Raw genomic sequence first — 26,462 nt, 5'->3', positions numbered from 1 at the left:
CGAGTCGGTCCCACCCCTTCCCATCCCGAACAGGACCGTGAAACGACTCCACGCCGATGATAGTGCGGATTCCCGTGTGAAAGTAGGTAATCGTCAGGCTCCCTAGCAGCAAACAGAAACCCCACCCCGCAAAGGTGGGGTTTCTGCGTTTACGGCCTAGAAAAGAGGCTGAAAACGGGCATCTGAAACCATCGTTGCCTTGGGGCCTTGCCCGATGCGGCGCCCGGTCCTCCGGCGTTACTCCCTCCCGATCCGGAGCGCGTTCGCGTAACCCGTCAGCTTCAGGTAAGCCCGTCCGACGTCCGCACCGTCACGGCTCACCCGCACGGCACCTTCCCAATACACCGCGCCGGTCGATTTCTATTTACGGAAATCGCCAGCGAGGTTTCCCTCGCCCCCCTATGTCATCCGATCCGGTTAAGCCCGTTTCCGCATTGGTGTCTGATTCGGCATGCCTGCGGTAAAGCGGTCGAGTCGCTCGCTGGCATCGGTAATCGCCCAAAGGGGCGCGCTGTGCAGTTGCCGATCGTAATTCGTCGCGATCTCCGCGAAAATCGCGACGCCTGCGCTATCCAACTTCCACTCGCCGGTCTCACGGCCGATATCGAAAACCGCTGACACCGCGCCCTCCGCCGCACCGAGTTGCTCGCCGGTTACCGAGCCGAAGCCGGACTCAGCCAGAAAGCCCGTCAACAGCATGACTTGCGTGAGTGTTTGCGCATCGCTCGTGCTGCCGACGCCGCGGCGCAGGGCGTCGAGCGTCAGATGCACGCGCAGGGCAAGGTCGTCGGCGATCTTCCGGGCGATCGGCAGCAGCATGGCCTTGTCATGCCGGGCGCGTGCAGCGCCGGTGTTGCGGGAAAACGGAATAGGTTGTGCCATGACGGTCCAGTGTTATGCCTGTGCAGATGCAATAACGGCGCGGGCCGGAAAAGGTTGAGCCCTTACGCGGCTACCGCCACCCAATTGGCCGTCTTGAACAGTGGGATGGCTGTATACAAGCTAATCGTCAGTCGCAATCCTGATGCGCCCGGGCTTTCATTTAGACCTACCGGACCCTTTCGATTCCCCTCGCCCTGTCCGCTTCAAACCCCGGGCGCACAGCGCACCATCCGCTGCAGGTGCCACGTCACCAGGCAGCGGCACTTTCACTCCGGATCCGCGTCATCAACCGGCGCGACACTGCGCGCCCTCACGCGCCGGCGAATCTCGGAGTCGAGAATCAGTCGCCCCCGCAGCTTGCCCTTCATGCGCTTCACATAGCGTGGCGCTTCGGTCATGTGGACCACCATCAGCTCGCGCACCTTTTCCACGTCACGTTCGCGCGCCGCTTTCGTGATCGCCTTGTGAATCTTCACGTTCGCGAGACCGAAACGTTCGTGTTCCGCCTGTGGAGTATCGTTACGAAACTCAATCAATTGCCGGATCATTTCGTTGATCAGTTCGCAACTGAAACGCAGGAACGGATTCGGATTGGCCGCCGCGAGGATGTCGTGAAAATTCACGTCTTCCTGACGTTGTCGCACGATGTCCTGTCCGCCATGTGACGAAGCGGGCCGATCGCAGCACGCAATGCTGGCTTCGAGCGCTTCGAAATCCTGCTCTGTCAAATGCGGCACCGCACCCGCGGCCAACTCCGGCTCCAGCAATTTACGCACGGTGTAAATGTCGTCGATCGATACATCCTTGAAGAACAGGTAGTTCTGCAAGAGCTGTAACGTGCGGTCGAGCGGCACTTCGACCACCATGCCGCCGCCGCTTGGGCCCGTGGTCACCTTGATGAGACCCTGCACCTCGAGCGACTTCAGCGCCTCGCGAATCGTACTCTTGCTCACCGAAAAGAGCTGTTGCAGTTCCACCTCGCGCGGCAGGCGGTCACCCGGTTTCAGATCCTTCTCCGTGATGAGCCGCTTGATTTCCTCGGCGACCAGATCGCCGCGCTTTTGCTGCTTGATCTCGATCGCGGCGCCAGTTCTGGCGCGATCCATGGCCATTTTCGATGCTCCCAGTTTTGTCCTGCACGTTCTTCCATCGGCCGGCCGGGCTAGCCACGACACGGAAGGCTGCCTCGCTGCCGCCAGGAATTTTGCCTTATTGACACTCGAATTTATTGTACCTACGATCGAGTCCAACCTATTTATCATGATAAATAGAACAAAGCCGGTGTGGTGGAAAACTTCTCGGCGGCCAGCAAGCGTCCCTAGTCGTTCGCGCAGTCTTTCAGTTTCGCAGTCGGTCAGTGCGTGTCTCTTTCTTAAGGAGCGTCATTTTGAATCGCCGAAATATGTTGAAGCTGGCCGCGTTGTCGGCCGTTCCGGGGACGTTGGGCTCGCTGGTCGCGCGCAGCGCGTTCGCGCAGGCCGGGGCCTTGCAGTTCGCCTGTCCGGTGCCGATGTCGGGCCCGTTTGCCGCGAACGGAAAGTACGCCGACCTCGGCATGAAGCTCGCCATCGAGCAGTACGGCAAAGTACTCGGTCAACCGTTGGCCTATACCGTGCTCGATACGGAAGGCAAGCCCGCAACGGCAGTGCGCCGTGTACAGGAAATCGCGCAACAGAAGAATGTGCGCTTCTTCGCCGGCGGTATTCTGTCCTCCGAAGCTTTGGCGATGGGCAAGGAAGTCCAGAAGGCCGGTGGGATCTTTATCACCACGGCGGGCGCGGACGAAATCACCGGCAAGGACTGCAACGACGCGACTTTCCGCTGGTCCGTGCCGACCTACGGTGCAATCGAACAGACCGTGCGCCCGTTGATCCAGATGATGCCGAAAGCCAAACGCTGGTACACCATCACGCCGCAATACGTATTCGGCGACGGTTTGCTATCGGCGGCGAAGGCGATCTTCAACGAGAAGGGCATTGAGCATGTGGGCAATAGCTACCACTCGCTCAATGAGAAGGAATTCAGCGGCTATCTGACGAATGCAGTCGCCGCGAAGCCTGACGTCCTGCTGATTCTCAACTTCGGTTCACAATCGTCCGATACGTTGCGCCAGGCCGTGAGCTTCGGCTTGAAGAACAATTGCACGATTCTGATCGCCTGGGCTTCCGGGCTGGAGCAGTTCGAATCGCTCGGCGCTGACCTGTGCGAAGGCGTTTATTTCGGCGCACAGTATTGGCATGACATCGACTCGCCGCTCAACCGCGATCTCGTCAAACGCAGCAATGCCGCGTTCAAGGCCAACCCCAATTACAGCCTCGCAGGTTCTTACATCTGCACAAAGATCCTGCTCGACGGCATCGTAAAAGCGGGCACAGTCGATCCGAAGAAGGTGGTCGCGACGCTCGAGGGCATGAAATATGACGGCCTGACGGGGCCGGAGGAAGTCCGAAAGGGTGACCATCAGGTACTGAAGAACTACTATCTATTGAAGGGCAAGGCGAAGAACAAGATGAAAAACGCCGACGACTATGCGGATATCGTGAGTTCCGGCCAGTCGTTCCTGCCGCTCGACAAGACCGGCTGCAAGATGGCCTGATGCATTCGTGCCGCACGCAACGCGGCACGCTCGTTAGCGGCACATCATCGCTACACCCTCTAGACGGACGCCATGAACGTTTATCTCCTGCAGATCGTCAACGGCATCGGAGTGGGAATGCTGTATTTCCTGCTCGCGGTCGGTTTGTCGATCGTGTTCGGCTTGCTGCGCTTCGTGAATTTCGCGCACGGCGCGTTCTATCTGCTCGGCGCGTATTTCTGCTATCAGGCGATGCAATGGTCGATGAATTTCTGGACTGCGCTTGTCGTCGTGCCGATTGTCGTTGGCGCGCTCGCGTGGGTCGTCGAGAAGCTGATTCTGCGACACGTTTACGCGCAACAGCATGAGTTTCATATTCTCGTGACAGTCGGTCTCGCCCTGGTCGTACAGGAATGCGCGATTCTGATCTGGGGGCCGCTTGGCGACAACGTGCCGGTTCCGGACATGCTCAATGGCGTGGTGATCTGGGGCAGCTTTGTGTATCCGAAGTACCGCCTGTTCGTGATCGGCTTCACGGCCGTGCTGGCTGCGCTGCTGTGGTGGGTGCTGGAAGGCACGCGGCTCGGTAGCGCGGTGCGCGCCGGCAGCGAATCGACGGAGATGGTGTCGCTGCTCGGCATCAACGTGATGCGCGTTTTCAGCCTGGTGTTCGCGCTAGGCGCCGCCACTGCCGCATTGGCGGGTGTGCTCGCCGCACCGATTCGTGGCGTCGATCCGTTCATGGGCATCGAGGCGCTCAGCGTCGCGTTTGTCGTGGTGGTGGTCGGCGGGATGGGCAATTTTCTGGGTGCGCTGGTCGGCGGGTTGCTGGTCGGGATCGTGCAGAGCGTGATGAGTACCTTGTGGCCGGAAGGCGCGCGGCTGATGATCTACGTCGCGATGGCCGCAGTGTTGTTGCTACGGCCGAACGGCTTGCTCGGGAGAGCGGCATGATCGATACCTCGAAGCCTCGCGTGCAAGACGCTTCCTCGCAGCCAACTCAACGCGGCTTGAAGCACGCGCTGCATCGCTATCGCTTTCTGTTGCTGGCGTTGCTAGTCGTGTGCATATTGCCGCTGACGCTGCGTTCTGGATCGTTAGCCACTGAAGTGCTGGTGTTCGCGCTCGCCGCGCTCGGTTGCAATCTACTGCTCGGTCACACAGGCTTGCTCTCGTTCGGGCAGGGCATCTTTTTCGGACTTGGCAGCTATTGCGCGGGTCTCGTCCTCACTAAAACGGCGCTGCCAATACCCGTGGCGCTGCTCGCCGCGATCGTCATCGGCGCGGCTGCCGCCGCGGTAGTCGGCTGGTTTTCGATTCGTCAGCGCGGCACTTACTTTGTCATGTTGACGCTCGCCTTCGGGCAACTGTTCTACTTCCTCGCTTACACCACGCCCAATCTGACCGGTGGTGACAACGGCTTGCTCGACATTCCACGCCCGGCGTTGGGGTTGTTCGGCAAAGCACTCGTGCCGTTGACTTCGCCGTGGCAGTACTACGGTTTCGTCGCCGTGCTGTTTCTCGTGGTGTTCTGGTTGCTGATGCGGGTCTCGCACTCGGTGTTCGGCCGGACGTTGCTGGCGATTCGCGACAACGAGGCGCGCGCGGCCGCGGTCGGCTATGACGTCAAACGCTTCAAACTCATGGCGTTTGTGATCTCCGGCGCGGTGACGGGCCTTGCTGGCGCGTTGCATGCACTGATGACCGGCATCGCGCCGCTGTCCAACATCGATTACCACACGAGCGAGATGATCCTTGTGATGACGGTGATCGGCGGTACGGGCAATTTATTCGCGTCGGTGCTGGGCGCGGCGTTCTATGTCCTGTTCGCCGATTGGCTTTCCACGCTATGGCCGCGCTGGCTGTTGCTACTCGGCATCGTGCTAATCGCCGTTAGCCTGTTCATGCAGCGCGGGCTATGGGGTTTGGGCGAACGAATCTGGCAAGCGTTGCGGCGCAACCCACCCGCCGATGCTGACAACGATACCGGGAGCCACGCAGCCAGGGAGCGCATATGAGCGAACCGATTCTGCAAGCGAGCGGCGTGGTGAAGCGGTATGGCAAATTCACGGCGCTCTCCGAAGTCAATCTGCGTGTCATGCCGCGTACCGTGCATTCGGTCATCGGGCCGAATGGCGCGGGCAAGACGACGCTGTTTCACGTTTTGACCGGCACGTTGCCCATCACCGACGGGAAGATCATCTTCGACGGCCACGACGTGACGCATGAACCCGACCATAAACGCGTGCGCCGTGGCGTCGCGCGTTCGTTTCAGGTGACGAGCCTGTTCGCCAATCTGAGCGTGCGCGAAAATCTGCGGCTCGCGGCGCAAGGTGTCGATGCGGTGCGTGCGTTGAACGCATGGACGCCGCCGCATGGTGCGCTCACGCACGCGGACACTGTTGACAATGTGCTTGAACGCCTCGCGTTGCAGCGCTTTAGCGAGGTGCCTGCGGGCGCGCTGTCGCATGGTCAGCAGCGGCGGCTTGAGGTCGGCATGGCGCTCGCTGCGCGGCCCAAGGCGATCTTTCTCGACGAGCCGACTTCCGGCATGGGCATCGACGACCTCGACGACATGAAGCAACTGATCCGTGGCCTGCGTGACGACTACACGGTCGTGCTGATTGAGCACAACATGGGCATCGTGATGGACATCTCCGACACGATCACCGTCATGCAGCAAGGACGCGTGCTGGTGGAAGGGCGCCCGGACGATATTCGCGGCGACGAACGTGTACGCAGCGCCTATCTCGGCAACATGATTACCGGAGGCCGCTCATGATTCTCGACGTGCAGCAGATTCATGGCTTCTACGGCAAGAGCCACATCCTGCAAGGTGTGTCCCTGCAAGTCAACGACGGCGAGACGATCACGCTATTGGGCCGTAACGGCGCGGGTAAGTCGACCACGCTCAAGGCCATTGCCGGTGTTGTCACTCCGCAGCGCGGCACGGTGACGTTCAACGGCACGGCAATCAGCGGCATGCCGCCACACAGGATCGCCTCGCGCGGCGTGTGCTTCGTGCCCGAACATCGCGGCGTCTTTCGTCTGCTAACCGTAGAAGAAAACCTGCAGCTCGGCGCGCGCAAGGATTCGCCATGGCAACTCGCCGATATCTACCGCATTTTCCCGCGCCTGAAAGAGCGGCGTACGAATGGTGGTGCGCAACTCTCCGGCGGCGAACAGCAGATGCTCGCTATCGGTCGTGCGTTGATGAATCATCCGCGCCTGTTGATGCTCGACGAACCGGTTGAAGGTCTCGCGCCTGTGATCGTTGAAGAGATCGTCGCGCAACTCAAGTTGATCCGAGAAGCGGGCGTCGCGATTCTGCTGGTCGAGCAGAATCTGGAAGTCTGCACACAACTCGCGGATCGTCACTACATCATCGAACAGGGCGTGATCGTCTACGAAGGCGACAACGCTTCGTTCGCCGCCGACGACTCGATCAAGGACCGTTATCTGGGCGTCGGCGTCGTCTGACGCAAACACTGTCTTCATTACGAGGAAGCATCGATGCAAGGTCATGAATCAACAGCCGTCGGAACGCTTGCTGATCTGCGTGTCGACGGCACGCGTCTCTGGGACAGTCTCATGCAACTCGCGCAAATCGGCGCGACGGATAAAGGCGGTGTGTGCCGGCTTGCGTTGACCGAGTTGGACCGCAAGGCTCGCGACCTCTTTATCGTGTGGGCGAAGGAGATGGGTTGCGGCGTGCGGATCGACGCGATCGGCAATATCTTCGCGCGTCGTGCGGGTTTGCGTGACGACCTGCCGCCGGTGATGACCGGCAGCCACATCGATACGCAGCCCACAGGCGGCAAGTTCGACGGTAATTACGGCGTGCTGGCCGGTCTCGAAGTATTGCGCACACTGGCCGATGCCAACGTACGGACGCTCGCGCCGTTGGAAGTCGCGGTATGGACCAATGAAGAGGGCTCGCGGTTTGTGCCGGTGATGATGGGCTCAGGTGTGTTTGCTGGGGCGTTCACGTTGGAGCATGCCCTCGAACAACGCGATCGCGAGGGTATTTCGGTGCGCGACGCACTCGCGTCAATCGGTTACGCGGGCGAAAGCGGAAAGCCACATGCGGTCGGTGCGTATTTCGAAGCGCACATCGAACAAGGGCCCGTGCTGGAGGCGCATGGCACGACGATTGGCGTCGTACAGGGTGCGTTAGGCCAGCGCTGGTACGACGTGACGGTGCACGGTATGGAAGCGCACGCGGGTCCCACGCCGATGGCACTGCGCCGCGACGCGCTGCTCGTCGCGGCGGATCTGATTCACGCGGTGAATCGCATTGCCCTCGATCACGCGCCGCATGGACGTGGGACGGTCGGTTGGCTCGACGTGCATCCGAACTCACGCAACGTGATTCCTGGCCGCGTCACCCTCACGGTCGATCTGCGCGCCGCTGACGATGCTTCGCTGACAGAGATGGATGCGGCCTTACGCGCTGTTTGCACGGTCGCGGGTGAGAAGGCAGGCATTACCGTCGATGTCGACCAGGTGGTGTATTTCCCACCCCAGCCGTTCGCGGCGGAGCTGGTCGCAGCGGTTCAGCAGGGTGCGGACACACTCGGTTTTTCGTCGATGGACGTCATCAGCGGCGCCGGTCACGACGCGGTTTATCTCGCGCGCGTGGCACCGGCAGCCATGATCTTTGTGCCGTGCAAGGACGGCATCAGCCACAACGAAATCGAGGACGCGCGCGCGGATCACCTGGAAGCCGGCTGCAACGTCCTGTTGCAGGCCATGCTGAACGCCGCGCAAACGGCGGGGAGCACTGAAGCATGAAGATCCTGATTGCAAGGATGAACCACGAGACCAACACGTTCTCGCCGGTGGCCACGCCGCTTGCCGCGTTTGGCCGCAACGGACCGAGCTACGGCGAAGACGCGTTCAACGAAAACGAGGGTATGCAGACGGCCATGGCTGCGTTCATCGACGCTGCCGCACGCGAGCATGCCGCGATCGTGACGCCCATTTCCGCATCGGCGAATCCGAGCGGACCGGTCCAAGCCTCCGCTTACGACGCGATTTCCGACGCGATCGTTGCGGCCGCAACAGGCTGCGATGCTGTGATGCTCGACCTGCATGGCGCGATGGTTGCCGAGAATTCAAATGACGGTGAAGGCGATCTGCTCGAACGCGTGCGCGCCGCACTGCCGAACGCGCCGATTGCGGTTGCACTCGATCTGCATGGCAACGTCACGCAGAAGATGATCGACAACGCCGATGTGATCGTCAGCTTCAAAACCTATCCGCACGTCGATATGTACGAGACCGGCGCGCATGCGGCGCGTCTGATATTCGATCTTATCCACGGTAAGGCGAAACCGGTGATCGCATGGCGCCAGCCGCCGCTGCTCGCGCATACGCTGCGCAGCGCGACGGCCGAAGGTGCAATGAAGCGTGCGGTAGAGGCCGCTCGCGCAGCAGAGGCCGATGGGATGCTCGCGGTGTCGGTGTTGTCCGGTTTCTCGTTAGCCGATATCGCGTCGCCATGTATCAGCGTGGTGGTGGTGGCGAACGGCGAGCGCGCGCAGGCCGAAGCCGTGGCAGAGCGCATCGCGCGGCAGATCTGGCGCGAGCGCGAGGATTTCGTTTATCGCAGCGAGCCGCTGGCGGAGTCGGTCGCGCAGGCCGCAGCACTCGCGCAGGGCGCGGACAAACCGGTGCTGTTGCTCGATCACGGCGACAACTGCATGTCGGGCGGCACGTGCGACACGATGGACCTGCTGGAGGAAGCGCTCAGGCAGAAGCTCGAAGGCGTTGTAAGCGGGCCGTTGTGCGATCCACAAGCCGTGGCGGCGCTGATGGCGGCGGGCGTAGGCAGCAAGGTGACGGTGACGATCGGCAACAAGGTCACAAGCCGCGCGGTGACGCCGAAGCCGCCGGTTGCGGTGACCGGCGTGGTGCGCGCGCTGACCGATGGCGAATACGTCATCAGTGGCCCGACCTATACAGGCCAGCGCGCGTTCATGGGGCGCGCGGCGGTGCTCGACACCGGCACGGTCAAGCTCGTGATGACCGAGCGTACGCACGAACCATGGGACCTCGGTGTATTCGAGAGCGTCGGCATCGATCCGCGCCGTGCGCGTTTCCTGCTGCTCAAATCACGCATGTATTGCCGCCCGGTCTTTGTCCCTATCGCTGCGGCGCTGGTGGAGTGCGATAGCCGTGGTGTGACGAGTTCGGATTATGGGCTGTTCAGATTCAAGCACATGAAGCGGCCGGTTTTTCCGCTCGATACGCAGACCGAGTGGGCCTTGACGAACTGAAGAAAGTTGAACAACGAACCACGCCGCTCACTGTGCGACGAACCGATGGAAACGCGCGGGCGAACATACTTGCCGTACGGGGCTTGTGCGACGCGCGCGGAGTCTCTATAATTCGCGCCTCTAAAGGCTCGTAGCTCAGTTGGTTAGAGCACCACCTTGACATGGTGGGGGTCGTTGGTTCGAATCCAATCGAGCCTACCAACGCAAAAGTGACGTAGACGAAAGCGGCTCCGCTTTCGTCTACTGTCATGTTCCAGCATCATATCGGCGCACATCGTCATCGGCGCACATCGTCATCGTGTGGCTGGTCCGTCAGTCTCTCTCCCCGTATCGCTTCTATTTCTCCAGAGTCCGGCTCGTTCGCTGATGCTTTTGCGCGTTCACGGTCGCTGCTTCACGTCGCACTTTCCTGATGCGCGGTACAGTTAAGCCTCCAGGTCTCGCAACTGCATAAACTGCCGTGAGCTTGCAACACAGGGCCGGCAGCTTGAAAGGAAGCTGACGCAATGAAGAAACTCATCAATGACGTCTCCGTGGTTGTCCCGGACATGCTCGACGGACTCGCGGCGCTCAATCCCAATCTCTCCTTGTTGCAAGGCAGCACGATCGTCGTGCGCGCCGATGCCGACGCCGTTGCCGCACGCGGGGACGTTGCGCTGATCTCGGGTGGCGGCTCGGGCCACGAACCGGCTCACGGCGGCTATGTAGGTCACGGCATGCTAAGCGCCGCGGTAGCGGGCGAGGTGTTCACGTCACCCTCCACGGATGCCGTGCTCGACGCGATTCGCGCAGTAGCCGGCGCTGCGGGTGCTCTGCTGATCGTGAAGAACTATACGGGCGACCGCTTCAACTTCGGCCTCGCTGCCGAAATTGCACGTGCCGAGGGTATCCCCACAGAAATGGTCATCGTCGCAGACGACGTCGCCCTGGCTGCGAGCGGTGACCATGCGGGCCGCCGCGGGCTCGCGGGGACTGTGCTGGTTCACAAGATTGCCGGCGCGGCTGCCGCAGCGGGACGTCCATTGGCCGAGGTTGCGCGGATTGCTCGCGACGTAGCGGCCTCGCTCGGCACAATGGGTGTCGCACTCACGCCATGCACAGTGCCGGCTGCGGGCAAGCCGGGGTTCGAGCTGGCTGATGGCGAAATCGAATGGGGTCTCGGCATTCACGGCGAACCCGGTGTGGAGCGTGGCGCGATGGAACCGGCCAACGCGATCGTCGAAAGGCTGCTGGCGAAGATCGTCGGCGACCTGTCGTTGCAATCGGGTGCGCGGGTGGCGTTGCTGGTGAACAATCTCGGCGGCACGCCATCGAGCGAATTGAGCATCGTGGCCGGCTCCGCACTTCGTTATCTGGCGGCACGCGGCATCCATGTGGAGCGTGCATGGTCCGGCACGTTCCTGAGTGCGCTCGAGATGGCGGGCGTCTCGCTGACACTGCTGCGCGTGGACGACGAGCGGCTCGGCTGGCTCGACGCCGCCGCGCACACCACCGCATGGCCCGCATTGAGCGGTCGCGTCGCGCAGGTTTGCGTGCGGCCCACACCCGCCACACCGGATCGTACAAACAGCGCGACGCTTACGCGAGAAGCGACTTTGCGTCGCGTGATCGAAGCCGTGTGCGCGTGCCTGCTCGAAGCCGAGCCGATCTTGACCGACATGGATCAACGCGTCGGCGATGGCGACCTCGGCATCAGCCTGTCGCGCGGGGCGCACGGCATTCTCCATGAACTCGATGCTTACCCTGCGGAATCGACGCCGGGTGCCGTATTGCGCAGCATGTCCGCAACGGTTCGGCGCGTGGTCGGTGGTACCTCGGGACCGCTTTACGCGGTGATGTTGTTGCGCGGCGCGGTCGCGCTCGAGCAAGCAGGTGGATCGTCGGCAAGGGCCTGGTCGGCGGCGTTCAGCGAGGGCGTCACCGGATTGATGGAGTTAGGCGGCGCACATCCGGGCGATCGCACGATGGTCGATGCGCTGAAACCTGCCGCCGATGCGTTGCAAGCCGCGCTCGCAAATTCAGAACGCGGGATCGACGCGGCATTGAAAGCCGTGGTCGATGCAGCGACTGAAGGCGCGGCGCACACAGCGTCGATGCATCCACGGCGAGGTCGGTCGAGTTATGTTGGCGATCGCGCGCTCGGTCACGCGGACCCTGGTGCACATGCCGTGGCGCTGTGGCTCGCTGCGATTCGCGCGGCGCTGGCTGATTGAACGGCGGACCCGCCAACCGCGAGTGGCCAAGCGCCAACCGAGAACCGCAGCAAAGGAATGCAGAAGCCCGTGCGACTGACGGCGGGCTTGGCCCTGACCGCTTAGCTTAAAGACAGCACTCGCCATCAAAATACGCCTTGCGCCAGCGTGTGATCGTCACACGCTCGAACAGGTCGACCAGAGAAAACGGATCGGCGGCAATAAACTTTTCGGCTTCCTCGCGCGTTTCCAGATCGACGACATACACACCGCCGCCCGCGCCGCTGTCGTCCTCGTTTAACTTCGCGCCGCAGGCGAGCAGCAGTGCCTTGTTCTTTTCCAGAAACGCCAGGTGCGTCTCGCGCTCACGCGTGCGCACGTCGGCGTGGCCAGGTTTGTCGAACGTTTCGATGATATAGGGCATGCGCGTTCCTTTAGTTCGGCGCGATCGCGGACGGATGCTGCGCGAGCGGCGTGACGTTGACAGCCATGTACGGATACAGCGGCAGCGAACTAAGCAGCGTATGCAGTTCGTCGTTCGATTCGACGTCGAACACGCTGTAGTTCGCGTACTGACCGGCCACGCGCCACAGATGGCGCCACTTGCCCTCATGTTGCAGCTTCTGCGAGAACGCCTTCTCCTCAGCCTTCAGGCGATCGGTGAGCGCCTTGTCGGCGTCGGCAGGAATCTGAACCTGCATATGAACGAGATACAGCATTCGAACACCTCCATCGAATAGGCCGCCCTGCGGCGGCCGGATGTTTGCTTAACCCCAGGCGAGAATCGCCACCGTGTACACAATACCGATCCAGAACATCATGATGACCGTATAGCCCATGATGTCCTTCAGTTTCAGCTTCGACAGCGCGAGCGCCGGCAGAATCCAGAACGGCTGCACCAGATCGTTCCATGCATTGCCGAGCATGACGGCGGTCGCGGTATGTCCCACCGAGGCGCCGATCGACTTGGCCGCCTCGATCATGAACGGTCCCTGAATCACCCAGTGACCGCCGCCCGACGGGGCGAAGAAGTTGATGAAGAACGAACTGATCAACCCCCAGAACGGCAGCGTCGCGGGCGTCGCGATCTTGACGAAGAAATGCGAGAACGTGTTGACCAGACCCGACGATGCCATGATCGCCATGATGCCTGCATAAAACGGATACTGCAGAATGATGCCGCCGATCGTGCGAATGCCTTCGTTCAGCTTTTCGACATAGCGAATCGGTGTGCCAAGCAGAATGATGCCGAGAAACAGAATGATGAAGTTGATCAGGTTCAGGTCCATCGAACCGCCACCGTGGAAGTACAGCACCACGTAGACCACGCCGATTGCGCCGATCAGGTAGCTCAGCAGGTGGCTGTTATTCAGGCGATTAGCGAGCGTGTTGCTTTCGTCGATATCCACTGCAGGTGCCGCGGTTCTGGGCGCGTCGTACAGCGCGCGGTCGATCTCCGTGACTGGCTGGCCCGCCTTGGGATGCAGCCAGGCATTCAGCAGCGGCAGCGTGATGATGACGACAAGGCTCGTGATCAGCATCGCCGGCGAGAAAATCGTTTCCGTCAGCGGAATCACACCCATCTGCGCTTCCATCGGATGACCCTTCGTGGAGATCAGCACCGGAATACTGGCCGACAAACCGAGACCGTACATCGTGAAGCCGCTATACGCCGACGCAATGATCAGCGGGTAATGCACGCCCTTGATGCTCATCGCCAGCTTACGCGCCACGATCCCGCCGATCACCAGACCGAAGCCCCAGTTCAGATAGCTACCGATACCGCCGACCAGCGTCGCGACGATCACCGCCATGCGCGGATCGTGCACCCGTGCGACGAGCCGATCGAGAAAGCGTTCGGTGAGCGGTGCGGTGGCGAGCACGTAGCCCATCGCGAGAATCACCGCCATTTGGGTCGTGAACGCGAGCAGCGCCCAGAAGCCTTTGCCCCAACTCAGGGCGAGTGCGCTGACGGCCTGACCCTGAACGAGCACGGCGAGAATCATCGTGAGCAGGGTGAGGCCGATGGCGAAGACGAATGGATCGGGCAGATACTTGCGCATCAGTTCCGTGAAGAAAGCGGTGATTTTCTGCATGTGACTGTCTCTGGTGTTGGTCGAATAGTATTTATCGGGTCATGCGGCGAGTACGACGGATACGGCGGGTGATAGTGGGTAATGTCGGGCGTTGCTTATGAATCGTTTTGTGCGGAGTCCTTGCGATAGCGGGTCAGCCTCATCAGCGCGCGGTCGCGCCACGCAACGCGTTCTTCCCACTGTTCGAGCGGCAACGCACTGCGGCGCGCTGCTTCAACGCCGGCGATGAGCTCCGGCGTCCACGGATCGTTCTGGCCGCGCTCTGCGCCCATGCGTGCATACGACGGTCCCATCTTCTGCGCATGCGAGGCGATGCCGCCGCGGGTATTCAGATCAACGGTTTCGAACGGTCCGATCACCGACCAGCGCAACCCCAACCCTTCGCGTACTACCGTATCGACGTCGTCCACAGAAGCAACGCCATCACGCACGAGGCAATACGCTTCGCGCAATAGCGCGCCTTGCAGCCGGTTGAAGATGAAGCCTTCTACTTCTCTCGCGACGCGCACCGGTTGAAGGCCGGCTTCGGAGAAGAGGTCAATTGCACGGGTAACGGCCTCGTCATCGGTAAAGGGCGCGGGCACGATTTCGACGACCGGAATCAGATAGGGCGGATTGCCAGGATGGGCGACCAGACAGCGGCCACGTCCCGGCAGCGTTTCATCCACAAAGCGTGACGTCGCAAGAAACGACGACGCGCTCGCCAGAATCGCGTGCGGCGGCGCAGCGCGATCGAGTTCGATAAACAACTCGCGTTTGATCTCTTCGCGCTCCGGTGCGCATTCCTGCACGAGATCGGCGTTAGCTGCTGCCGCGTCCAAAGTCGCCACGATGTCGACGCGCGCGGCCACATCGTGGGTGGCTTCGTCGAGCAGACCGAAGCGCGCCAACTCGACAAGCCGTTGCATGATTTCCGCCGGCGCAAATTCACGCCGCTCGGCCGCTGGATCGAACAGGCGCACGTGCCAGCCGGCCCGCGCGAACACCACGGCGAACGCAATGCCGATACTGCCTCCGCCGACGATGCCCACCCGTCGCGTCGCCTGTGCATTCATGCTCAGACTCCAGCGACGCCGACGGTCATGCCGCCACACACGTACAACACCTGGCCGGTGACGAAACCGCTGCGCGCGTCGAGCAGATACGACGCAGCATGCGCGACGTCATCGGGCGTTCCCACGCGTTTCACTGGCACGCTGTCAATGATCGCGCGCGTGCGCGGTGCATCCGGCGGATTCGCGCGATCGAACAGTTCGGTGCGGATCGGGCCTGGACCGATCGCATTGGCGGTGACGCCGAACGCACCGAGTTCGAGCGCCCATACGCGCGTCATGCCGATCAGCGCGGCTTTGGTTGCCGAATAGGCGGTGCGCAATTCCTTGCCGAGCGCCGCACGCGACGACATGTTCACGATCCGGCCGAAGCCCGCTGCCTTCATGCCCGGCAACAACGCCTGCATGCATTGCAGCGAGCAGCGCACGTTGAGCGCCCACGCGCGTTCGAGTTCTTCGAGCGATTGCTCTTCCGCTTTGGCCGGTACGACGACGCCGACGTTATTCACGAGGCGCGTGATCGGACCGTCTTCGAGTGAGCGTTCGAGCGCCGCCGCTGTTGCTTGCGGGTCCGACAGATCGGCGATCAGTCCATCGCCGACGCGATCGATCACGACCACGTCGTAACCATCCGCCTTGCAGCGCTCAGCGCACGCCGCGCCGATGCCGGCAGCGCCGCCGGTAATCAAAACTCGTTCTTTGAGCATGTTTCGGATTCGGGGTAATAAGAGAGGAAAGACTCAGACGGTGGCGATCGGCGTGACGGGCGAACCCATCGCACCCGGCAACCTGAGCGGCGGCGCCGTCAGCATGAAATGCGAGCGGCCGTTGGCGCGCAGCCACGCGGAGAGATCGCGCAAGTACCAGAGTTCGCCGAGCGGCAACCCCAGATTGAACAGGCAATGGTGGTGCAGCGGCAGCAGCGGATGCTCGCCCGGCATGGCAGGGGCGCGCGCCGGATAGCGCTCCACCGCGTAGTTATCCGCAGCCAGTGCGGCGATGCCGGAATCGGTGATCCATTGCAGCAGGCGTTCGTCGCGGCCATCGAGTGCGCAGCAGTGGCTGTTGAGCACGGCCTCGTCGGGCTGGCGGTTCATTTCCAGCACCATCTCGGCGAACCCGGTGCGCAGCACCAGCATGTCGCCACGTTCGATCTCGACACGATCGGCTTCGATCGCAAACATCAGATCGTCATAGCCGACCGTACGATGTTCGCGCGCATAGTGCGCCACCAGATCGACCAGTACGCCGCGGCCCTGCATGCCCTTCACGGCGAGGTTCTCGATGCCGAGCGCGTCGGCGTGACTGTGTTCGCCACCGCAGGCGTGCGGCGCGAAGCCTTCGTCCGCCCGATACTCGATCGGCCCGACGATATCCGCATTGGCGCGATAGCCGTTGTAGTAGACGCTCTCGGCTACACCGTCGCCGTCCGCGTCGAAGCGTGCGCCCACATGCGCGAGCGAATCCCATTGCGTCGAGTATTGCAGGCTCAGCAGCACCTGGTCGTCGCTGACCACGTCGGTGGCCCCTGCTTCGTTGCGCGCGAACGGGAAGTTCACGTAGGGCAGGCCGTCCTTGAAGGTCGGACGCAGCACAGGGGGATGACGGCGCACGTTCAGCTTGCTGTCGCCGGGAAAGTCGAGTGGCAACGACAGGCAGAAGCTCAAACCCGCACGGATTTCACGCGCGCCCTTGAGTACCTGTTCCGCGCCGATCAGATTCGGCCTGCCGAGTTGGTCGTCGGGGCCGAAGTCGCCCCAGTTCGATCCTGCGGGTTTATTCTTCCAGCGCATTTCAACTTCCTTTGCTGATCTGGCCTAAGCGCTGCACTGGCCGCACAAGAGGGCAGTGAACAGTGCAGCATGCCGTCACGCGAGCAGTGCGGGCGGGATCTGGCCGTAAATTTCGAGCAGCGCTTCGATCGCGCGGGGTTCGTTTTTCAACAGCCGTGCCTTCGGGCCGCCGATCACGAGCGCGAATGCCTCGCCGTGGATCAGGAAGCCGCGCGCCAGCCCGGCGACGTCTTCGACGTTTTCGCCCGTCGATCGATGCCAACCGTTTTTCACGCCCTGCTCCACTTCGATCTCGAGCGCTTTCCGTTCGATTACCGAACCATCGGTCGATACGCTCAAGGGCTCGCAACTGTCGAGCAGCTTGCGGCGTGCGTCCACGGACAGGGCGCCGAGCAGAGCTTTGCCCGCCGCGCTGGCATGCACGTACATGAAGCCACCGGGCTCGTCGCTATAGCGGATCTTCTGGCGCGACTCCATCACGTCGAGGTAGACGACGCGGTTGCCGGCCAGCGTGGCGAGCGCCGCTGTCTCGCCGGTGGCGTCGCGCAGGGCGGTGAGCAGTGGCTGGAACAGCAGTGTCAGCGGGTCTTCGCTGCAAATGTCGCGGGCGACATGCAACAGCCGTTGCGTTGGGTAATAGCCGGCCTTCACGCCCGGCGCGTAGAGGTAGCCCTTGGCCACCATGGTTTGCAAAAGTGCGTGACAACTCGACAGCGGGATCTCGGTTCGACGCGCGATCTCGCTGTAGATCATGGGTTGCCGCACTTCGGCAAAGAGGTTTATCACGTCGAAGACGCGTACTGCAGTTTTCACATCCATGAGAATATTATCGGTATGCCGATAGCGAGATGGCAATAGGGAGCGGGGTATACACCTAGGCTCTACATGTCGTGCCATGAGGTGACCGCAGGGTAATCCCTTAAGTGACGCCTGTTGTGAGCGATACCTATAGTCGCGCTTCTTGTTCGTTAACGGAATGTAAGTTCGACAGTTGAACAATTGCGATGGGCGGACGTTGTGTCGTTCCCGTGCATTCGCGACACAAAATGGAGACGTACCACGATGGCGCTCACGCTCGACACGCAACACCGGAATGCCCGCAAGGCGGGTATCGCATCATTCGTTGGGACAACGATCGAATGGTACGACTTCTATGCGTACAGCACGGCGGCGGCGCTAGTGCTGGGCAAAATCTTCTTCCCGACGACCTCCGCGCTAGCCGGCACGCTCGCGGCGTTCGCGACTTTCTGGGTAGGCTTTCTGGCGCGGCCGATCGGCGGGATCATCTTCGGTCACCTCGGCGACAAAGTCGGGCGCAAGAAGACGCTGATTATCACGCTGATGCTGATGGGTTGCTGCACGACCGGCATGGGCTTGCTGCCCACCTACAACCAGGTTGGGCTGCTGGCGCCCGCGCTGCTGATTCTGCTCCGTCTGATGCAGGGTATAGCGATGGGGGGCGAGTGGGGCGGGGCGGTGGTGTTGTCGTCGGAACATGCACCCAAGGGCAAGGAAATTCTCTACTCCGCATTCGCGCAACAAGGCTCGCCCGCCGGCAATCTGCTGGCAACGGTGGCCTTCCTGTTGACGTCGATGCTGCCGGACCACCAGTTCATGACCTGGGGATGGCGTATCCCGTTCCTGTTTTCGGCGTTGCTGGTGGTGGTCGGCATGTTTATCCGCATGAACGTCGAAGAGTCACCGGCCATGCAGGAATTGAAGGACAAGAACAAGGTTGCGAAACTGCCGATCGGCGAAGTACTGCGCAACCACAAAGGTTTGGTGGCGATGGGCGTGGGCGCCTGCGTAATCGGCCTGTCGGCGACCTACTTCAAGACGACGTTCGCGCTGTCCTGGGCGGTGACGAGTATCGGCTTCGACCGTACGCAGTTCCTGACGGTGATTACCGGTGCGATTATTGTGCAGTTGATCGTGCAGCCGTTCGGCGCGGTGCTTGCCACGAAAATGGACCTGAAAAAAGCGGTCATTTACATGCTGGTGCCGGAAATCATCGCATTGCCGGTGATGTTCTCACTCATCGCCACCGGCTCGACGAAACTGGCGATGCTGGGTATGGCGCTCGCCTCGATTCCGCACTCGCTGTACTACGCGGCAATGGCCGGTATTCTGGCGAAGTCGTTCCCGGTTCAGGTGCGCTACACGGGTATTTCGCTTTCCTATCAGATCTGCGGCATGGTGTTCGCCGGTACTACGCCAATCCTCGGGCAATACTTGTTGGGCGCGACCGGTTCGATTCTGTCGGTCGTCGCGCTGGGGATCGTGCACGTGCTGATCACGCTGTTCTGCGCGTTGGGATTGATCACGCGCATGCATCAGGAAGGTGCGCGCGACGCAGCACGTTCGGCTGCGTTGGCGCAGAGCTGATCGACATTCAAACGAAAGGGCGCTGCCACCAACCAGAAGAAGCAGTCCGCTGTCGTCGATGAGCCACGGCGGACTTTGATCTGGCCGCTTCGCTCAGGAAGCGCGCTGCAGCGCCATCGCTGTCGACGTGCAGCGGTTCCTGGATTGCTGATCGAATCCGTAGAACGACGCAGGGGTCGTGCATAGAATCGCATCGACCACCGCTGCGTTCAGACCGAGTTCCAATAGCGTCGATAGCGACTGGCCGTAGTTCATCACCTGTTCGTACTGCGTATGGGGCCAGTCGCTTCCCCACATCAGCCGCTCAGCACCGAAGTGTTCGACAAGCTGGCTCGTTGCCTCATGCGCAAAGCCAGAACCGGACACCGCACATCGGTAGGCGCCCGAGACCTTGACCCACACGCGCCCGGTTGCGCCATAACCGAGCAAAGTCTTGAAGCCGGGATCGTGAATTCCTTTCTCAGGGTCAGGCCGTCCAAAATGATCGACGACCACGGGTACCCCAGCCGCCAGCAACCGGTCGAGCATCGGTGCCAGGTCCTGCGCGTTCCGGTGTAGTTCGATGTGCCAACCCAGTCTTGACAATCGCTCGAGCAACAGCGCCCATGATTTCGCTCCCAGATCCGGCAATGCCTGCTCGATCAGATTGAGCCGTATGCCGGTTACGCCTCGACCGTGCAGCTCGGCCAGCTCTTCCTCGGAAACATCGGGCGTGACCACCGCTACACCCCTTAAACGGTGTGTGTCTCTGGACAGTGCTTGTAGCAGATAGCGATTGTCCGTCCCGAGAAAGCTCGGCTGCACCAGAACCGCGCGTCCGATGTCGTGCGCGTTCAGCAGTTGCAAATAGGTGTCGAGCGTTGCGTCGTAGCCAGGCGCGTAGCGCCGGCCATCCGTGAGCGGCAAGCCTCTCTGGAAGACGTGCGCGTGACTGTCCACGCGGCAGGAATGGGACTGAGCGAGGGATGCGGGAGCACTCATGGTCAGCTCCGCGGCGGGTCCAGGGTCAATCGCGCGTTGTCGAGCGCATCGGGTGCCGATTCAGGTACCACGCCACGCAGACGTTTGCCACGTGTCTCGGGAAGCAGCAACACGGCGATCATCGCGAGGCCGTAAGCAACGGCCGCATCGATTCCGATTGCCATGCCGAGCGACATCGAATGACTCATGTAGCCGACGAGAACAGGGAAGCCCGCCGAGGCGATCCGTCCGAAGTTGTAGCAGAATCCGACACCTGTGCCGCGCATGTCGGCCGGATACAGTTCGTTGAAAAGCGGGCCGAGGCTCGCGGGGATCCCTGCGGCGAACAAACCAAGCGGGAAGCCCAGCACGAGCATTTGCGTATTGGTCAGCGGCAGCATCACGTACGCGAGAACCGTAACGATGCAGCAGAACGCGAAGAGGGCGACATTGCGCCGGCGGCCAATGCGGTCGAGGAGATAGGCACTCGCCATGCAGCCGCACCAGAACGCCACAATGACAACCGCCAGATAGCCACCGGTGTTCAGAACCGACAGATGCCGTTCTTTGGCAAGGAAGGTGGGCAACCAGGTCATGATCGCGTAGTACCCGCCGTGAGCGCCGGTGCCCAGCACGGCGCCGATCACGGTTGTTCGGAGTACATGTGGCTGGAAGACCTGGGTTATCTGCCCGAGTACCGAGACCTTGGGGGTGGCGCTTGCCGGCGCGACACGTGCCGGTTCCTTCAGATTGCGCCGTACGAATAGAACAAGACCGGCCGGCACCAGGCCGACGGCGAACATCACGCGCCATGCGGTGTCCGACGGTAACCAGGAGAACGCCGCGGCATACACCAGCACGGCCGCGCCCCATCCAACCGCCCAGGCACTTTGCACGGCTCCCATTGCCTTGCCGCGGTGTTCGGTACGAATGGTTTCCGCCATCAGTACCGCACCGGCTGCCCACTCGCCGCCGAATCCGAATCCTTGAAGCGCCTTGAGAACCAGGAGTTGCGGGAAATTTTGCGCGAACGCGCAGAGAAAGGTGAAGCCGGCGAACCAGAGAATCGTCATTTGCAACGTCCGGACACGCCCGATGCGGTCCGACAACGCCCCTGCGATCCAGCCGCCGAGTGCCGAAGATATCAACGTCACGCTGCTGATCGCGCCGGCCTGCGTATGGTCAATGCCGTAAGCGGCAATGATCGCGGGGATGGCCAGGGTGAACATCTGCACGTCGAGCGCGTCGAGCCCCCAGCCCGCAAAGCACCCCCAAAAGGTGTTGCGTTCGAGGCGCGTGCCCTGCTTGTACCACGTGAACATAGCCGTCTCCGTTATACAATTCATGTAGTCATATATATGAATGTATGAATGGTGATCGTAACGTTGTGGAAAGTCATTGAGTATTAACCCTTGCTCACGTTGTCGTCACGCGATGTTGTACAGTAGTTACTCCTCTGAACAACTATATGAATACTATGGAAGCGGCCCCTTTCGTGACCAAGCCGGATGATCGGTTGCCCCGTTATCAGCAATTGCGTGACGACCTGGTTGGCCGCATTGCCTCAGGTGAATGGGCGCTCGAGGAAGCCATCGCCACTGAGGCGGAGTTGGGGCAGTTCTACAACGTCTCCACGGGAACGGTTCGTAAGGCGATTGATCTGCTCGTTGCCGACGGCGTGCTCACGCGCAGCCAGGGCAAGGGCACGTTCATCCGCCGGCCCCGTTTCGATTCGTCGCTGTTTCGGTTCTTTCGTTTCAAGTCGCGCGACGGTCAGCCGGTGCGGCCGACAGCGCGTGTGCTCAAGCGCGAAGTCGTGAAGCCTGGCGAAGAAATTCGCTCTACTTTGCGGATGAAAGCGTCTGAAAAAGCAATTCACCTGTCGCGTGTGCGCCTGATCGAAGGGCAGGCAGTTCTGTCTGAAGAAATCTGGTTGCCGCGCGCGCGTTTCGAGCCCTTGGTCACGTTGCCGCTCGGCGATTTCGAGGACTTGCTGTATCCGTTGTACGAACGTCTTTGCCGGCAGATCGTGGCGTCCGCTACGGAAATTTTAAAAGTAGAACAAGCCACATCTGGCGATGCCGCGCTTCTCAATGTAGCGGTCGGCAGCCCCGTCATTCAGGTCCACCGTGTCGCGTCAGACTTTGCGGGCACGCCGTTCGAATGGCGCAGCACGCGCGGCGCCGCCACGACGTTTCAGTACCAGGTGGAAATCCGCTGAGTCGGCGACACGCTGGAATGCCGCAGGGCTGATCTGGCGTGTGATCGATCGCGCTGTATCTGACCTCGCTCCATCTGCTCCCACGGGGTCCATCGTGATTGATTCCGCGCTTGCTGGAGCACCGCAACCTCACCCCGCTTTTTGAACACTGCGCCGCCAAGGTCGCTGGGGTCGCGGGCCTATTCGGGTATCACCTCATGGTGTCCGATGCCAATTCATATAAACATATATATGAATGTATCAATTTGGCCATTTTCCTCGGCGTAGCGGCTACCGTGCCGTCAGGCGAGTGTCGATGGCGGCGGGCGAGAAAACCGGAGCGGACATGTCTACGCAGGCAGGATTTGAGCAGCAGGTAATGAGGAAGATGGCGTGGCGGCTGATGCCGCTTCTGATCGTCATGTTTCTGATTTCGTTTATCGACCGCCAGAACGTCGGTTTCGCCAAGCTGGAGATGGTGCACGCCCTCGGCATGACGGAAGCTTCATACGGGCTTGGGGCCTCGCTGTTCTTCATCGGCTACCTGATCTTCGAGGTGCCCAGCACGCTGGCGCTGCATCGTTTTGGCGCGCGGACCTGGCTCGCTCGCATCATGATGACCTGGGGCGTGGTCACGGTGCTAATGGCGTTTGCGCGCTCGCTGCCAGTCTTCTACTCCTTTCGCTTCGCACTGGGCGTTGCCGAAGCCGGTTTTTATCCCGGCGTTATCTACTACCTCACGCAGTGGTTCCCGCAAAGCTATCGCACCAAAGTGCTGGGGTTCTTCACGCTGGGCAGTTCGCTCGCCAATATGCTGGGCTCGCTGGTTGGCGGTCTTCTGCTGACGCTGGGGGGCACATGGGGCTTTGCCGGTTGGCAGTGGGTGTTTATCGCCACCGGCATTCCCGCCATTCTGATTGCGTTCGTCGCGCTCAAATTTTTGCCGAATTCGGTGAAGGAGGCGTCGTTCCTCTCGCAGCAGGAGAAGGACGTCGTCATCGCCGCGCTCAAGCGGGAAGCGTCGGATGATGCCAAGTCCACGCGGCCTTGGGGCGCATTGCTCGATCCGAAAGTTCTCATGTTCGCGTTGACGTACATGCTGATGTCGACGTCGTTGTACGGGGTGACCTACTGGATGCCGACGCTGCTGAAAAGCGATGGCGTGTCGTCGTCGCTGAACGGTCTGTTGAACATGATTCCGTGGGCGCTCGCGACACTGCTTCTATTGTGGCTGCCTGGCAAGCTCAAGCGTGAGCGCGTGGTGTTGAAGGCGATGAGCGTGGTGGCTGGCGTCGGCGTCGTTTGCTTCGCGTCGAGCCTCGTTTTGCCGACCGCGTCGTTGCGCTTTGCCGCGCTGTGTCTGGGCGGGGCGTGTATCCCGTTGCTCTATCCGTGCTTCTGGTCGCTGCCCCCGCGGTTCTTCTCCGGCGCAAGAGCTGCGGCGAGCGTGGCGGCGATCAACGCAATCGGCAATCTAGGCGGCTTTGCCGGGCAGAACCTGATGCCTTATGTCGGCAAGGTGACGCACAGCCATGTCGCGCCGATGCTGGTGCCGACCGCGTGCCTGTTCGCGTTGGGGATTGGCACGGCGCTCGCCGCGCTGATCGGCGCACGTCGCAGGATGACGCTCGAGTCGACGACTATTCGTCCGACGTAGGTCGCTCCAATCTCCTCAGGGGCGAAGCAGATCGAAGCCGGCCAGCACGACAACCCCGCTCACCATGATCAGCGCGACCGAATGCTGGCCGAAGTAAAGAAGGGCCGCGGCCGACCAGCTCGTCGCCGTGAATGCTGCAATACGTTTCATGCTTTAAAACCCCAATGCTATAGCCAGCAATCCGCTGACCACTCCGCAAGCCACCACCGCCAGCGCCACCACCGTCAGCACGCGCCTGGGAAACGAACGGCCGAGCATCGCCATCGACGGCACGCTGATCAGCGGCAGCGTCATCAGCAACGCGCCAGCCGGGCCGGCCGCCATGCCGAAGGAGAGCATGGCCTGAATGATCGGCACTTCGCCTGCGGTCGGGATCACGAACAATGTTCCGGCGACCGCCAAAGCGACGATCCACAGCAGGCTGTTATCGATGCTGGGTCCGATGTGCGGAAACAGCCATGCCCGCGCCGCGCCGAGAATCAGCACCAGCACGATGTATTCAGGAATCAGCCGCAGCGTCATGGTTCCGAGGATTTTCACCCAGCGCGTGAACGCGGTGCCCGGATCGTCGGAGGAGACCAGTTGCGCCATGGCTTCACGCGACGCTTCGGCTTCTTTCGGTGTGACCATCCGGTTCACCAGATAGCCGAGGCCGAACACCATGACGAGGCCTAAGGCGAGCCGCAAGCCCATCCATTGCCAGCCGAGCACGAAGCCCATGAAGATCAGCGTGGCGGGATTGAGGGCAGTGTTACCCAGCCAGAACGCGATCGCCGCGCCCGGTGCTGCCTGACGGGCGCGCAAGCCGGCCACCACCGGCGCCGCGCAGCAGGTGCACATCATGCCCGGCAACGACATCAGGCCGCCCTTCACCACGCTGCTGAAATCGCTTCGGCCGAGCGCGCGCGCGACCCACTGCGGCGGAATCAGCGCCTGCACCGCCGAGCCCAGCAGAAGGCCCAGCACCATCGCTTGCCAGATCGCCTTGCCGTAGGCCAGCGCGTAGTCAATAGCTGCCTGCCACGAGGCTGCCGGCGCGCTCGACGAGGTGCCCATCAGGATCGACTTGCCGATGGAATGCTGGCTCGCGGCGACGAAGGCGCGGTTGTAGTACGGGAACCACTTCACATAGAAGAGGCCGACGACGGCGATCAGCAGAAACACGATCCAGCCAAGGGCGACACGGGGCTGCCGAAGGGTTGTTTGCATGATGAATGGTCTTAGCTTTGGTTTTGGATCAGGTGACCGCGAGGGCGCTGTTTTCGAGTTGAGCAAGCAGTGCTTTTGCCTGTTCAACGACATCGGCGTCGTTGGGCCGGAAATTCAATTGCAACGCACGCGGCAGCTGGACGAAATGCTGATGGCTGCTGCGGGCGTACGCGGGATCATAGTGCCGTTCAATCAGCTCGCGGGCGAGCTCGGCCCGGCTATTTTCATCGACGAGGTGTTGCCAGCCCGTGACACGCTCCCGGCTATGCAGACCAATCATCTTCTGCAGTTGCGCTTTCAGCGATGCAGGATCGTTGAACAGATGCGCATAGTCTTGCAGCAGGAACGCCGCGCGATCTTCTTGGCTCGATAACACTTCGACGCAGGCGCCCTGGTGGAAAGTTTCGACGAGCGCGAGCGGCAGCGCAACCGAACCGATCCGCCGGCTCTCTGCTTCGACGAATACCGGCCGCTTGGGGTCGAACCGGCGCAGGGCGGTCACCAGCAGCGTGTCGAAGCGCTTTTGCGACGGCTGCGCAACGCCCTCCCACGCACCGAGCAGCGAGCCGCGATGGGCCGCCAGTGCTTCGAGGTCCAGCGTCTGCGCGCCCGCCTGGGTCAGCGCTTCGAGTAAGCGCGTCTTGCCGCTGCCGGTCGGGCCCACCAGCGCGATGTAGGTGAACTGCTTCGGCAACGCGTCGAGGGTGTCCAGCGTCGCGCGCCGGTAGCCTTTATAGCCGCCGTCCAGCTGACGTGCCTGCCAGCCGATCATATTGAAGAGCGTCGTGACCGAACCCGAGCGTTTCCCGCCGCGCCAGCAGTAGATCAGTGGCCGCCAGTTGCGCGGCCGGTCGGCGAAAGTCGTTTCCAGGTGATGCGCGATGTTGCGCGCGACCAGCGCCGCGCCGATCCGCGTGCCTTCGAACGGCGAAACCTGCTTGTAAGTCGTGCCGACCAGAACACGCTCTTCATTGCTCAGCACAGGCGCGTTGAGCGCGCCGGGAATGTGGTCTTCGGCGAACTCGAGAGGCGTGCGCACATCGATGATTTCATCGAAATCACCGGCTTGATCGAGGCTGACGAGTAGGTTTTTCAAAGGGTTACGGACGAAACGGACCGGCGGGAGAAGCGAAATTATCGCATGCCCCGACAATGCCGGCTGGCGAGCCGGTCAGCCCGG

Annotated in this window: 25 protein-coding genes, 1 tRNA gene, 1 rRNA gene and 1 pseudogene; 13 read left to right on the top strand and 15 right to left on the bottom strand. The window is 61.5% G+C overall.

The genetic code is table 11. The features are described from left to right. Positions 1–99, top strand: a 5S ribosomal RNA gene (rrf, locus tag KHO23_RS35755); the annotation flags it as partial. Positions 100–237: 138 nt separating this feature from the next. Here the strand turns inward: rrf and KHO23_RS32405 are convergent. The 3 genes and pseudogenes from KHO23_RS32405 to KHO23_RS32395 all read right to left on the bottom strand — a co-directional run. Beyond that, a pseudogene (locus KHO23_RS32405) lies at positions 238–360 on the bottom strand (lipocalin family protein); the annotation flags it as partial. Between the two features lie 57 nt (positions 361–417). Further along, positions 418–882, bottom strand: coding sequence for a hypothetical protein (locus KHO23_RS32400; RefSeq protein ID WP_211616818.1), 465 nt, complete (start codon positions 880–882; stop codon positions 418–420). A 266-nt stretch (positions 883–1,148) separates the two neighbouring features. After that, the gene (locus KHO23_RS32395; RefSeq protein ID WP_211616816.1) at positions 1,149–1,994 is read right to left on the bottom strand and encodes a FadR/GntR family transcriptional regulator; all 846 of its coding nucleotides are present in this window, start codon (positions 1,992–1,994) and stop codon (positions 1,149–1,151) included. A gap of 275 nt (positions 1,995–2,269) precedes the next feature. On the opposite strand from KHO23_RS32395, the gene KHO23_RS32390 reads away from it, so the two are divergent. The 9 genes from KHO23_RS32390 to dhaK all read left to right on the top strand — a co-directional run bounded on the left by KHO23_RS32390 (position 2,270) and on the right by dhaK (position 11,951). Beyond that, complete coding sequence (locus KHO23_RS32390) at positions 2,270–3,478, top strand: ABC transporter substrate-binding protein (protein WP_211616814.1); 1,209 nt, start codon at positions 2,270–2,272, stop codon at positions 3,476–3,478. Between the two features lie 72 nt (positions 3,479–3,550). Continuing rightward, positions 3,551–4,411 carry a branched-chain amino acid ABC transporter permease gene (locus KHO23_RS32385; protein WP_211616812.1) on the top strand — a complete coding sequence of 287 codons (861 nt, stop codon included), beginning with the start codon at positions 3,551–3,553 and terminating at the stop codon, positions 4,409–4,411. Beyond that, the gene (locus tag KHO23_RS32380; RefSeq protein WP_211616810.1) at positions 4,408–5,475 is read left to right on the top strand and encodes a branched-chain amino acid ABC transporter permease; all 1,068 of its coding nucleotides are present in this window, start codon (positions 4,408–4,410) and stop codon (positions 5,473–5,475) included. Before KHO23_RS32385 ends, KHO23_RS32380 begins: the two co-directional genes overlap by 4 nt. Beyond that, positions 5,472–6,239 (top strand): ABC transporter ATP-binding protein, encoded by a 768-nt coding sequence (locus tag KHO23_RS32375; protein WP_211616808.1) that lies wholly within the window; start codon positions 5,472–5,474, stop codon positions 6,237–6,239. Before KHO23_RS32380 ends, KHO23_RS32375 begins: the two co-directional genes overlap by 4 nt. After that, a complete protein-coding gene (locus tag KHO23_RS32370) occupies positions 6,236–6,937 on the top strand; it encodes an ABC transporter ATP-binding protein (RefSeq protein WP_211616806.1) in 702 nt (233 codons plus the stop codon). Before KHO23_RS32375 ends, KHO23_RS32370 begins: the two co-directional genes overlap by 4 nt. 33 nt (positions 6,938–6,970) lie before the next feature. Continuing rightward, positions 6,971–8,251 (top strand): Zn-dependent hydrolase, encoded by a 1,281-nt coding sequence (locus KHO23_RS32365; RefSeq protein WP_211616804.1) that lies wholly within the window; start codon positions 6,971–6,973, stop codon positions 8,249–8,251. After that, positions 8,248–9,738 carry a M81 family metallopeptidase gene (locus KHO23_RS32360; RefSeq protein ID WP_211616802.1) on the top strand — a complete coding sequence of 497 codons (1,491 nt, stop codon included), beginning with the start codon at positions 8,248–8,250 and terminating at the stop codon, positions 9,736–9,738. Before KHO23_RS32365 ends, KHO23_RS32360 begins: the two co-directional genes overlap by 4 nt. A 124-nt stretch (positions 9,739–9,862) precedes the next feature. Next, a tRNA-Val gene (locus tag KHO23_RS32355) sits at positions 9,863–9,939 on the top strand. Between the two features lie 305 nt (positions 9,940–10,244). Then, positions 10,245–11,951 carry a dihydroxyacetone kinase subunit DhaK gene (dhaK, locus tag KHO23_RS32350; RefSeq protein WP_211616800.1) on the top strand — a complete coding sequence of 569 codons (1,707 nt, stop codon included), beginning with the start codon at positions 10,245–10,247 and terminating at the stop codon, positions 11,949–11,951. Positions 11,952–12,057: 106 nt separating this feature from the next. Here dhaK and KHO23_RS32345 read toward each other — a convergent pair whose 3' ends face one another. The 7 genes from KHO23_RS32345 to KHO23_RS32315 all read right to left on the bottom strand — a co-directional run bounded on the left by KHO23_RS32345 (position 12,058) and on the right by KHO23_RS32315 (position 17,768). Next, positions 12,058–12,354, bottom strand: coding sequence for a YciI family protein (locus tag KHO23_RS32345; RefSeq protein ID WP_211616798.1), 297 nt, complete (start codon positions 12,352–12,354; stop codon positions 12,058–12,060). A gap of 10 nt (positions 12,355–12,364) precedes the next feature. Further along, entirely contained in the window at positions 12,365–12,649 is a 285-nt protein-coding gene (gene catC, locus KHO23_RS32340; protein ID WP_211616796.1) for a muconolactone Delta-isomerase, read from the bottom strand. Positions 12,650–12,697: 48 nt separating this feature from the next. After that, positions 12,698–14,026: a short-chain fatty acid transporter gene (locus KHO23_RS32335; RefSeq protein ID WP_211616794.1), complete on the bottom strand. Its 1,329-nt coding sequence runs from the start codon at positions 14,024–14,026 to the stop codon at positions 12,698–12,700. 95 nt (positions 14,027–14,121) lie between these two features. Next, on the bottom strand, positions 14,122–15,081 hold the full coding sequence (locus tag KHO23_RS32330; protein WP_211616793.1) for a 3-hydroxyacyl-CoA dehydrogenase: 960 nt from the start codon (positions 15,079–15,081) through the stop codon (positions 14,122–14,124). Between the two features lie 2 nt (positions 15,082–15,083). Then, the gene (locus KHO23_RS32325; RefSeq protein WP_211616791.1) at positions 15,084–15,785 is read right to left on the bottom strand and encodes an SDR family oxidoreductase; all 702 of its coding nucleotides are present in this window, start codon (positions 15,783–15,785) and stop codon (positions 15,084–15,086) included. A gap of 33 nt (positions 15,786–15,818) precedes the next feature. Next, a complete protein-coding gene (locus tag KHO23_RS32320; RefSeq protein ID WP_211616789.1) occupies positions 15,819–16,871 on the bottom strand; it encodes a cyclase family protein in 1,053 nt (350 codons plus the stop codon). Positions 16,872–16,946: 75 nt separating this feature from the next. After that, complete coding sequence (locus KHO23_RS32315) at positions 16,947–17,768, bottom strand: IclR family transcriptional regulator (protein WP_236067077.1); 822 nt, start codon at positions 17,766–17,768, stop codon at positions 16,947–16,949. A gap of 165 nt (positions 17,769–17,933) precedes the next feature. Between KHO23_RS32315 and KHO23_RS32310 the strand changes: the two genes are divergently transcribed. After that, the gene (locus KHO23_RS32310; RefSeq protein WP_211616787.1) at positions 17,934–19,256 is read left to right on the top strand and encodes an MFS transporter; all 1,323 of its coding nucleotides are present in this window, start codon (positions 17,934–17,936) and stop codon (positions 19,254–19,256) included. 93 nt (positions 19,257–19,349) lie between these two features. Here KHO23_RS32310 and KHO23_RS32305 read toward each other — a convergent pair whose 3' ends face one another. Both KHO23_RS32305 and KHO23_RS32300 read right to left on the bottom strand, forming a co-directional pair. After that, positions 19,350–20,237, bottom strand: coding sequence for an amidohydrolase family protein (locus KHO23_RS32305; RefSeq protein WP_211616785.1), 888 nt, complete (start codon positions 20,235–20,237; stop codon positions 19,350–19,352). A 2-nt stretch (positions 20,238–20,239) separates the two neighbouring features. Further along, on the bottom strand, positions 20,240–21,538 hold the full coding sequence (locus KHO23_RS32300; protein WP_211616783.1) for an MFS transporter: 1,299 nt from the start codon (positions 21,536–21,538) through the stop codon (positions 20,240–20,242). Between the two features lie 155 nt (positions 21,539–21,693). On the opposite strand from KHO23_RS32300, the gene KHO23_RS32295 reads away from it, so the two are divergent. Both KHO23_RS32295 and KHO23_RS32290 read left to right on the top strand, forming a co-directional pair. Then, entirely contained in the window at positions 21,694–22,437 is a 744-nt protein-coding gene (locus tag KHO23_RS32295) for a GntR family transcriptional regulator (RefSeq protein ID WP_211616821.1), read from the top strand. A 325-nt stretch (positions 22,438–22,762) separates the two neighbouring features. Beyond that, the gene (locus KHO23_RS32290) at positions 22,763–24,073 is read left to right on the top strand and encodes an MFS transporter (RefSeq protein ID WP_211616781.1); all 1,311 of its coding nucleotides are present in this window, start codon (positions 22,763–22,765) and stop codon (positions 24,071–24,073) included. A 15-nt stretch (positions 24,074–24,088) separates the two neighbouring features. Here KHO23_RS32290 and KHO23_RS35505 read toward each other — a convergent pair whose 3' ends face one another. Genes KHO23_RS35505 through mnmH form a run of 3 tightly spaced genes read right to left on the bottom strand, consistent with a single transcriptional unit; the run spans position 24,089 to position 26,378 of the window. Further along, on the bottom strand, positions 24,089–24,223 hold the full coding sequence (locus KHO23_RS35505; RefSeq protein WP_268963968.1) for a hypothetical protein: 135 nt from the start codon (positions 24,221–24,223) through the stop codon (positions 24,089–24,091). 3 nt (positions 24,224–24,226) lie between these two features. Continuing rightward, positions 24,227–25,282 carry a permease gene (locus tag KHO23_RS32285; RefSeq protein WP_211616779.1) on the bottom strand — a complete coding sequence of 352 codons (1,056 nt, stop codon included), beginning with the start codon at positions 25,280–25,282 and terminating at the stop codon, positions 24,227–24,229. A 28-nt stretch (positions 25,283–25,310) separates the two neighbouring features. Next, positions 25,311–26,378, bottom strand: coding sequence for a tRNA 2-selenouridine(34) synthase MnmH (mnmH, locus tag KHO23_RS32280; protein WP_211616776.1), 1,068 nt, complete (start codon positions 26,376–26,378; stop codon positions 25,311–25,313). Positions 26,379–26,462 lie beyond the last annotated feature (84 nt).

This window comes from Paraburkholderia haematera (assembly GCF_905220975.1).
Lineage (GTDB): Bacteria > Pseudomonadota > Gammaproteobacteria > Burkholderiales > Burkholderiaceae > Paraburkholderia > Paraburkholderia haematera.
Note: the sequence above shows the minus strand (reverse complement) of the source record. Positions and strands in the feature narration are given on the sequence as shown.

Excerpts from the sequence above, each read along its gene's own strand:
- KHO23_RS32400 (WP_211616818.1), bottom strand. The coding sequence starts at position 882 with ATGGCACAACCTATTCCGTTTTCCCGCAACACCGGCGCTGCACGCGCC.
- KHO23_RS32395 (WP_211616816.1), bottom strand. The coding sequence starts at position 1,994 with ATGGCCATGGATCGCGCCAGAACTGGCGCCGCGATCGAGATCAAGCAG.
- KHO23_RS32385 (WP_211616812.1), top strand. The coding sequence starts at position 3,551 with ATGAACGTTTATCTCCTGCAGATCGTCAACGGCATCGGAGTGGGAATG.
- KHO23_RS32380 (WP_211616810.1), top strand. The coding sequence starts at position 4,408 with ATGATCGATACCTCGAAGCCTCGCGTGCAAGACGCTTCCTCGCAGCCA.
- KHO23_RS32375 (WP_211616808.1), top strand. The coding sequence starts at position 5,472 with ATGAGCGAACCGATTCTGCAAGCGAGCGGCGTGGTGAAGCGGTATGGC.
- KHO23_RS32370 (WP_211616806.1), top strand. The coding sequence starts at position 6,236 with ATGATTCTCGACGTGCAGCAGATTCATGGCTTCTACGGCAAGAGCCAC.
- KHO23_RS32365 (WP_211616804.1), top strand. The coding sequence starts at position 6,971 with ATGCAAGGTCATGAATCAACAGCCGTCGGAACGCTTGCTGATCTGCGT.
- KHO23_RS32360 (WP_211616802.1), top strand. The coding sequence starts at position 8,248 with ATGAAGATCCTGATTGCAAGGATGAACCACGAGACCAACACGTTCTCG.
- dhaK (WP_211616800.1), top strand. The coding sequence starts at position 10,245 with ATGAAGAAACTCATCAATGACGTCTCCGTGGTTGTCCCGGACATGCTC.
- KHO23_RS32345 (WP_211616798.1), bottom strand. The coding sequence starts at position 12,354 with ATGCCCTATATCATCGAAACGTTCGACAAACCTGGCCACGCCGACGTG.
- catC (WP_211616796.1), bottom strand. The coding sequence starts at position 12,649 with ATGCTGTATCTCGTTCATATGCAGGTTCAGATTCCTGCCGACGCCGAC.
- KHO23_RS32335 (WP_211616794.1), bottom strand. The coding sequence starts at position 14,026 with ATGCAGAAAATCACCGCTTTCTTCACGGAACTGATGCGCAAGTATCTG.
- KHO23_RS32330 (WP_211616793.1), bottom strand. The coding sequence starts at position 15,081 with ATGAATGCACAGGCGACGCGACGGGTGGGCATCGTCGGCGGAGGCAGT.
- KHO23_RS32325 (WP_211616791.1), bottom strand. The coding sequence starts at position 15,785 with ATGCTCAAAGAACGAGTTTTGATTACCGGCGGCGCTGCCGGCATCGGC.
- KHO23_RS32320 (WP_211616789.1), bottom strand. The coding sequence starts at position 16,871 with ATGCGCTGGAAGAATAAACCCGCAGGATCGAACTGGGGCGACTTCGGC.
- KHO23_RS32315 (WP_236067077.1), bottom strand. The coding sequence starts at position 17,768 with ATGGCACGACATGTAGAGCCTAGGTGTATACCCCGCTCCCTATTGCCA.
- KHO23_RS32310 (WP_211616787.1), top strand. The coding sequence starts at position 17,934 with ATGGCGCTCACGCTCGACACGCAACACCGGAATGCCCGCAAGGCGGGT.
- KHO23_RS32305 (WP_211616785.1), bottom strand. The coding sequence starts at position 20,237 with ATGAGTGCTCCCGCATCCCTCGCTCAGTCCCATTCCTGCCGCGTGGAC.
- KHO23_RS32300 (WP_211616783.1), bottom strand. The coding sequence starts at position 21,538 with ATGTTCACGTGGTACAAGCAGGGCACGCGCCTCGAACGCAACACCTTT.
- KHO23_RS32295 (WP_211616821.1), top strand. The coding sequence starts at position 21,694 with ATGGAAGCGGCCCCTTTCGTGACCAAGCCGGATGATCGGTTGCCCCGT.
- KHO23_RS32290 (WP_211616781.1), top strand. The coding sequence starts at position 22,763 with ATGTCTACGCAGGCAGGATTTGAGCAGCAGGTAATGAGGAAGATGGCG.
- KHO23_RS35505 (WP_268963968.1), bottom strand. The coding sequence starts at position 24,223 with ATGAAACGTATTGCAGCATTCACGGCGACGAGCTGGTCGGCCGCGGCC.
- KHO23_RS32285 (WP_211616779.1), bottom strand. The coding sequence starts at position 25,282 with ATGCAAACAACCCTTCGGCAGCCCCGTGTCGCCCTTGGCTGGATCGTG.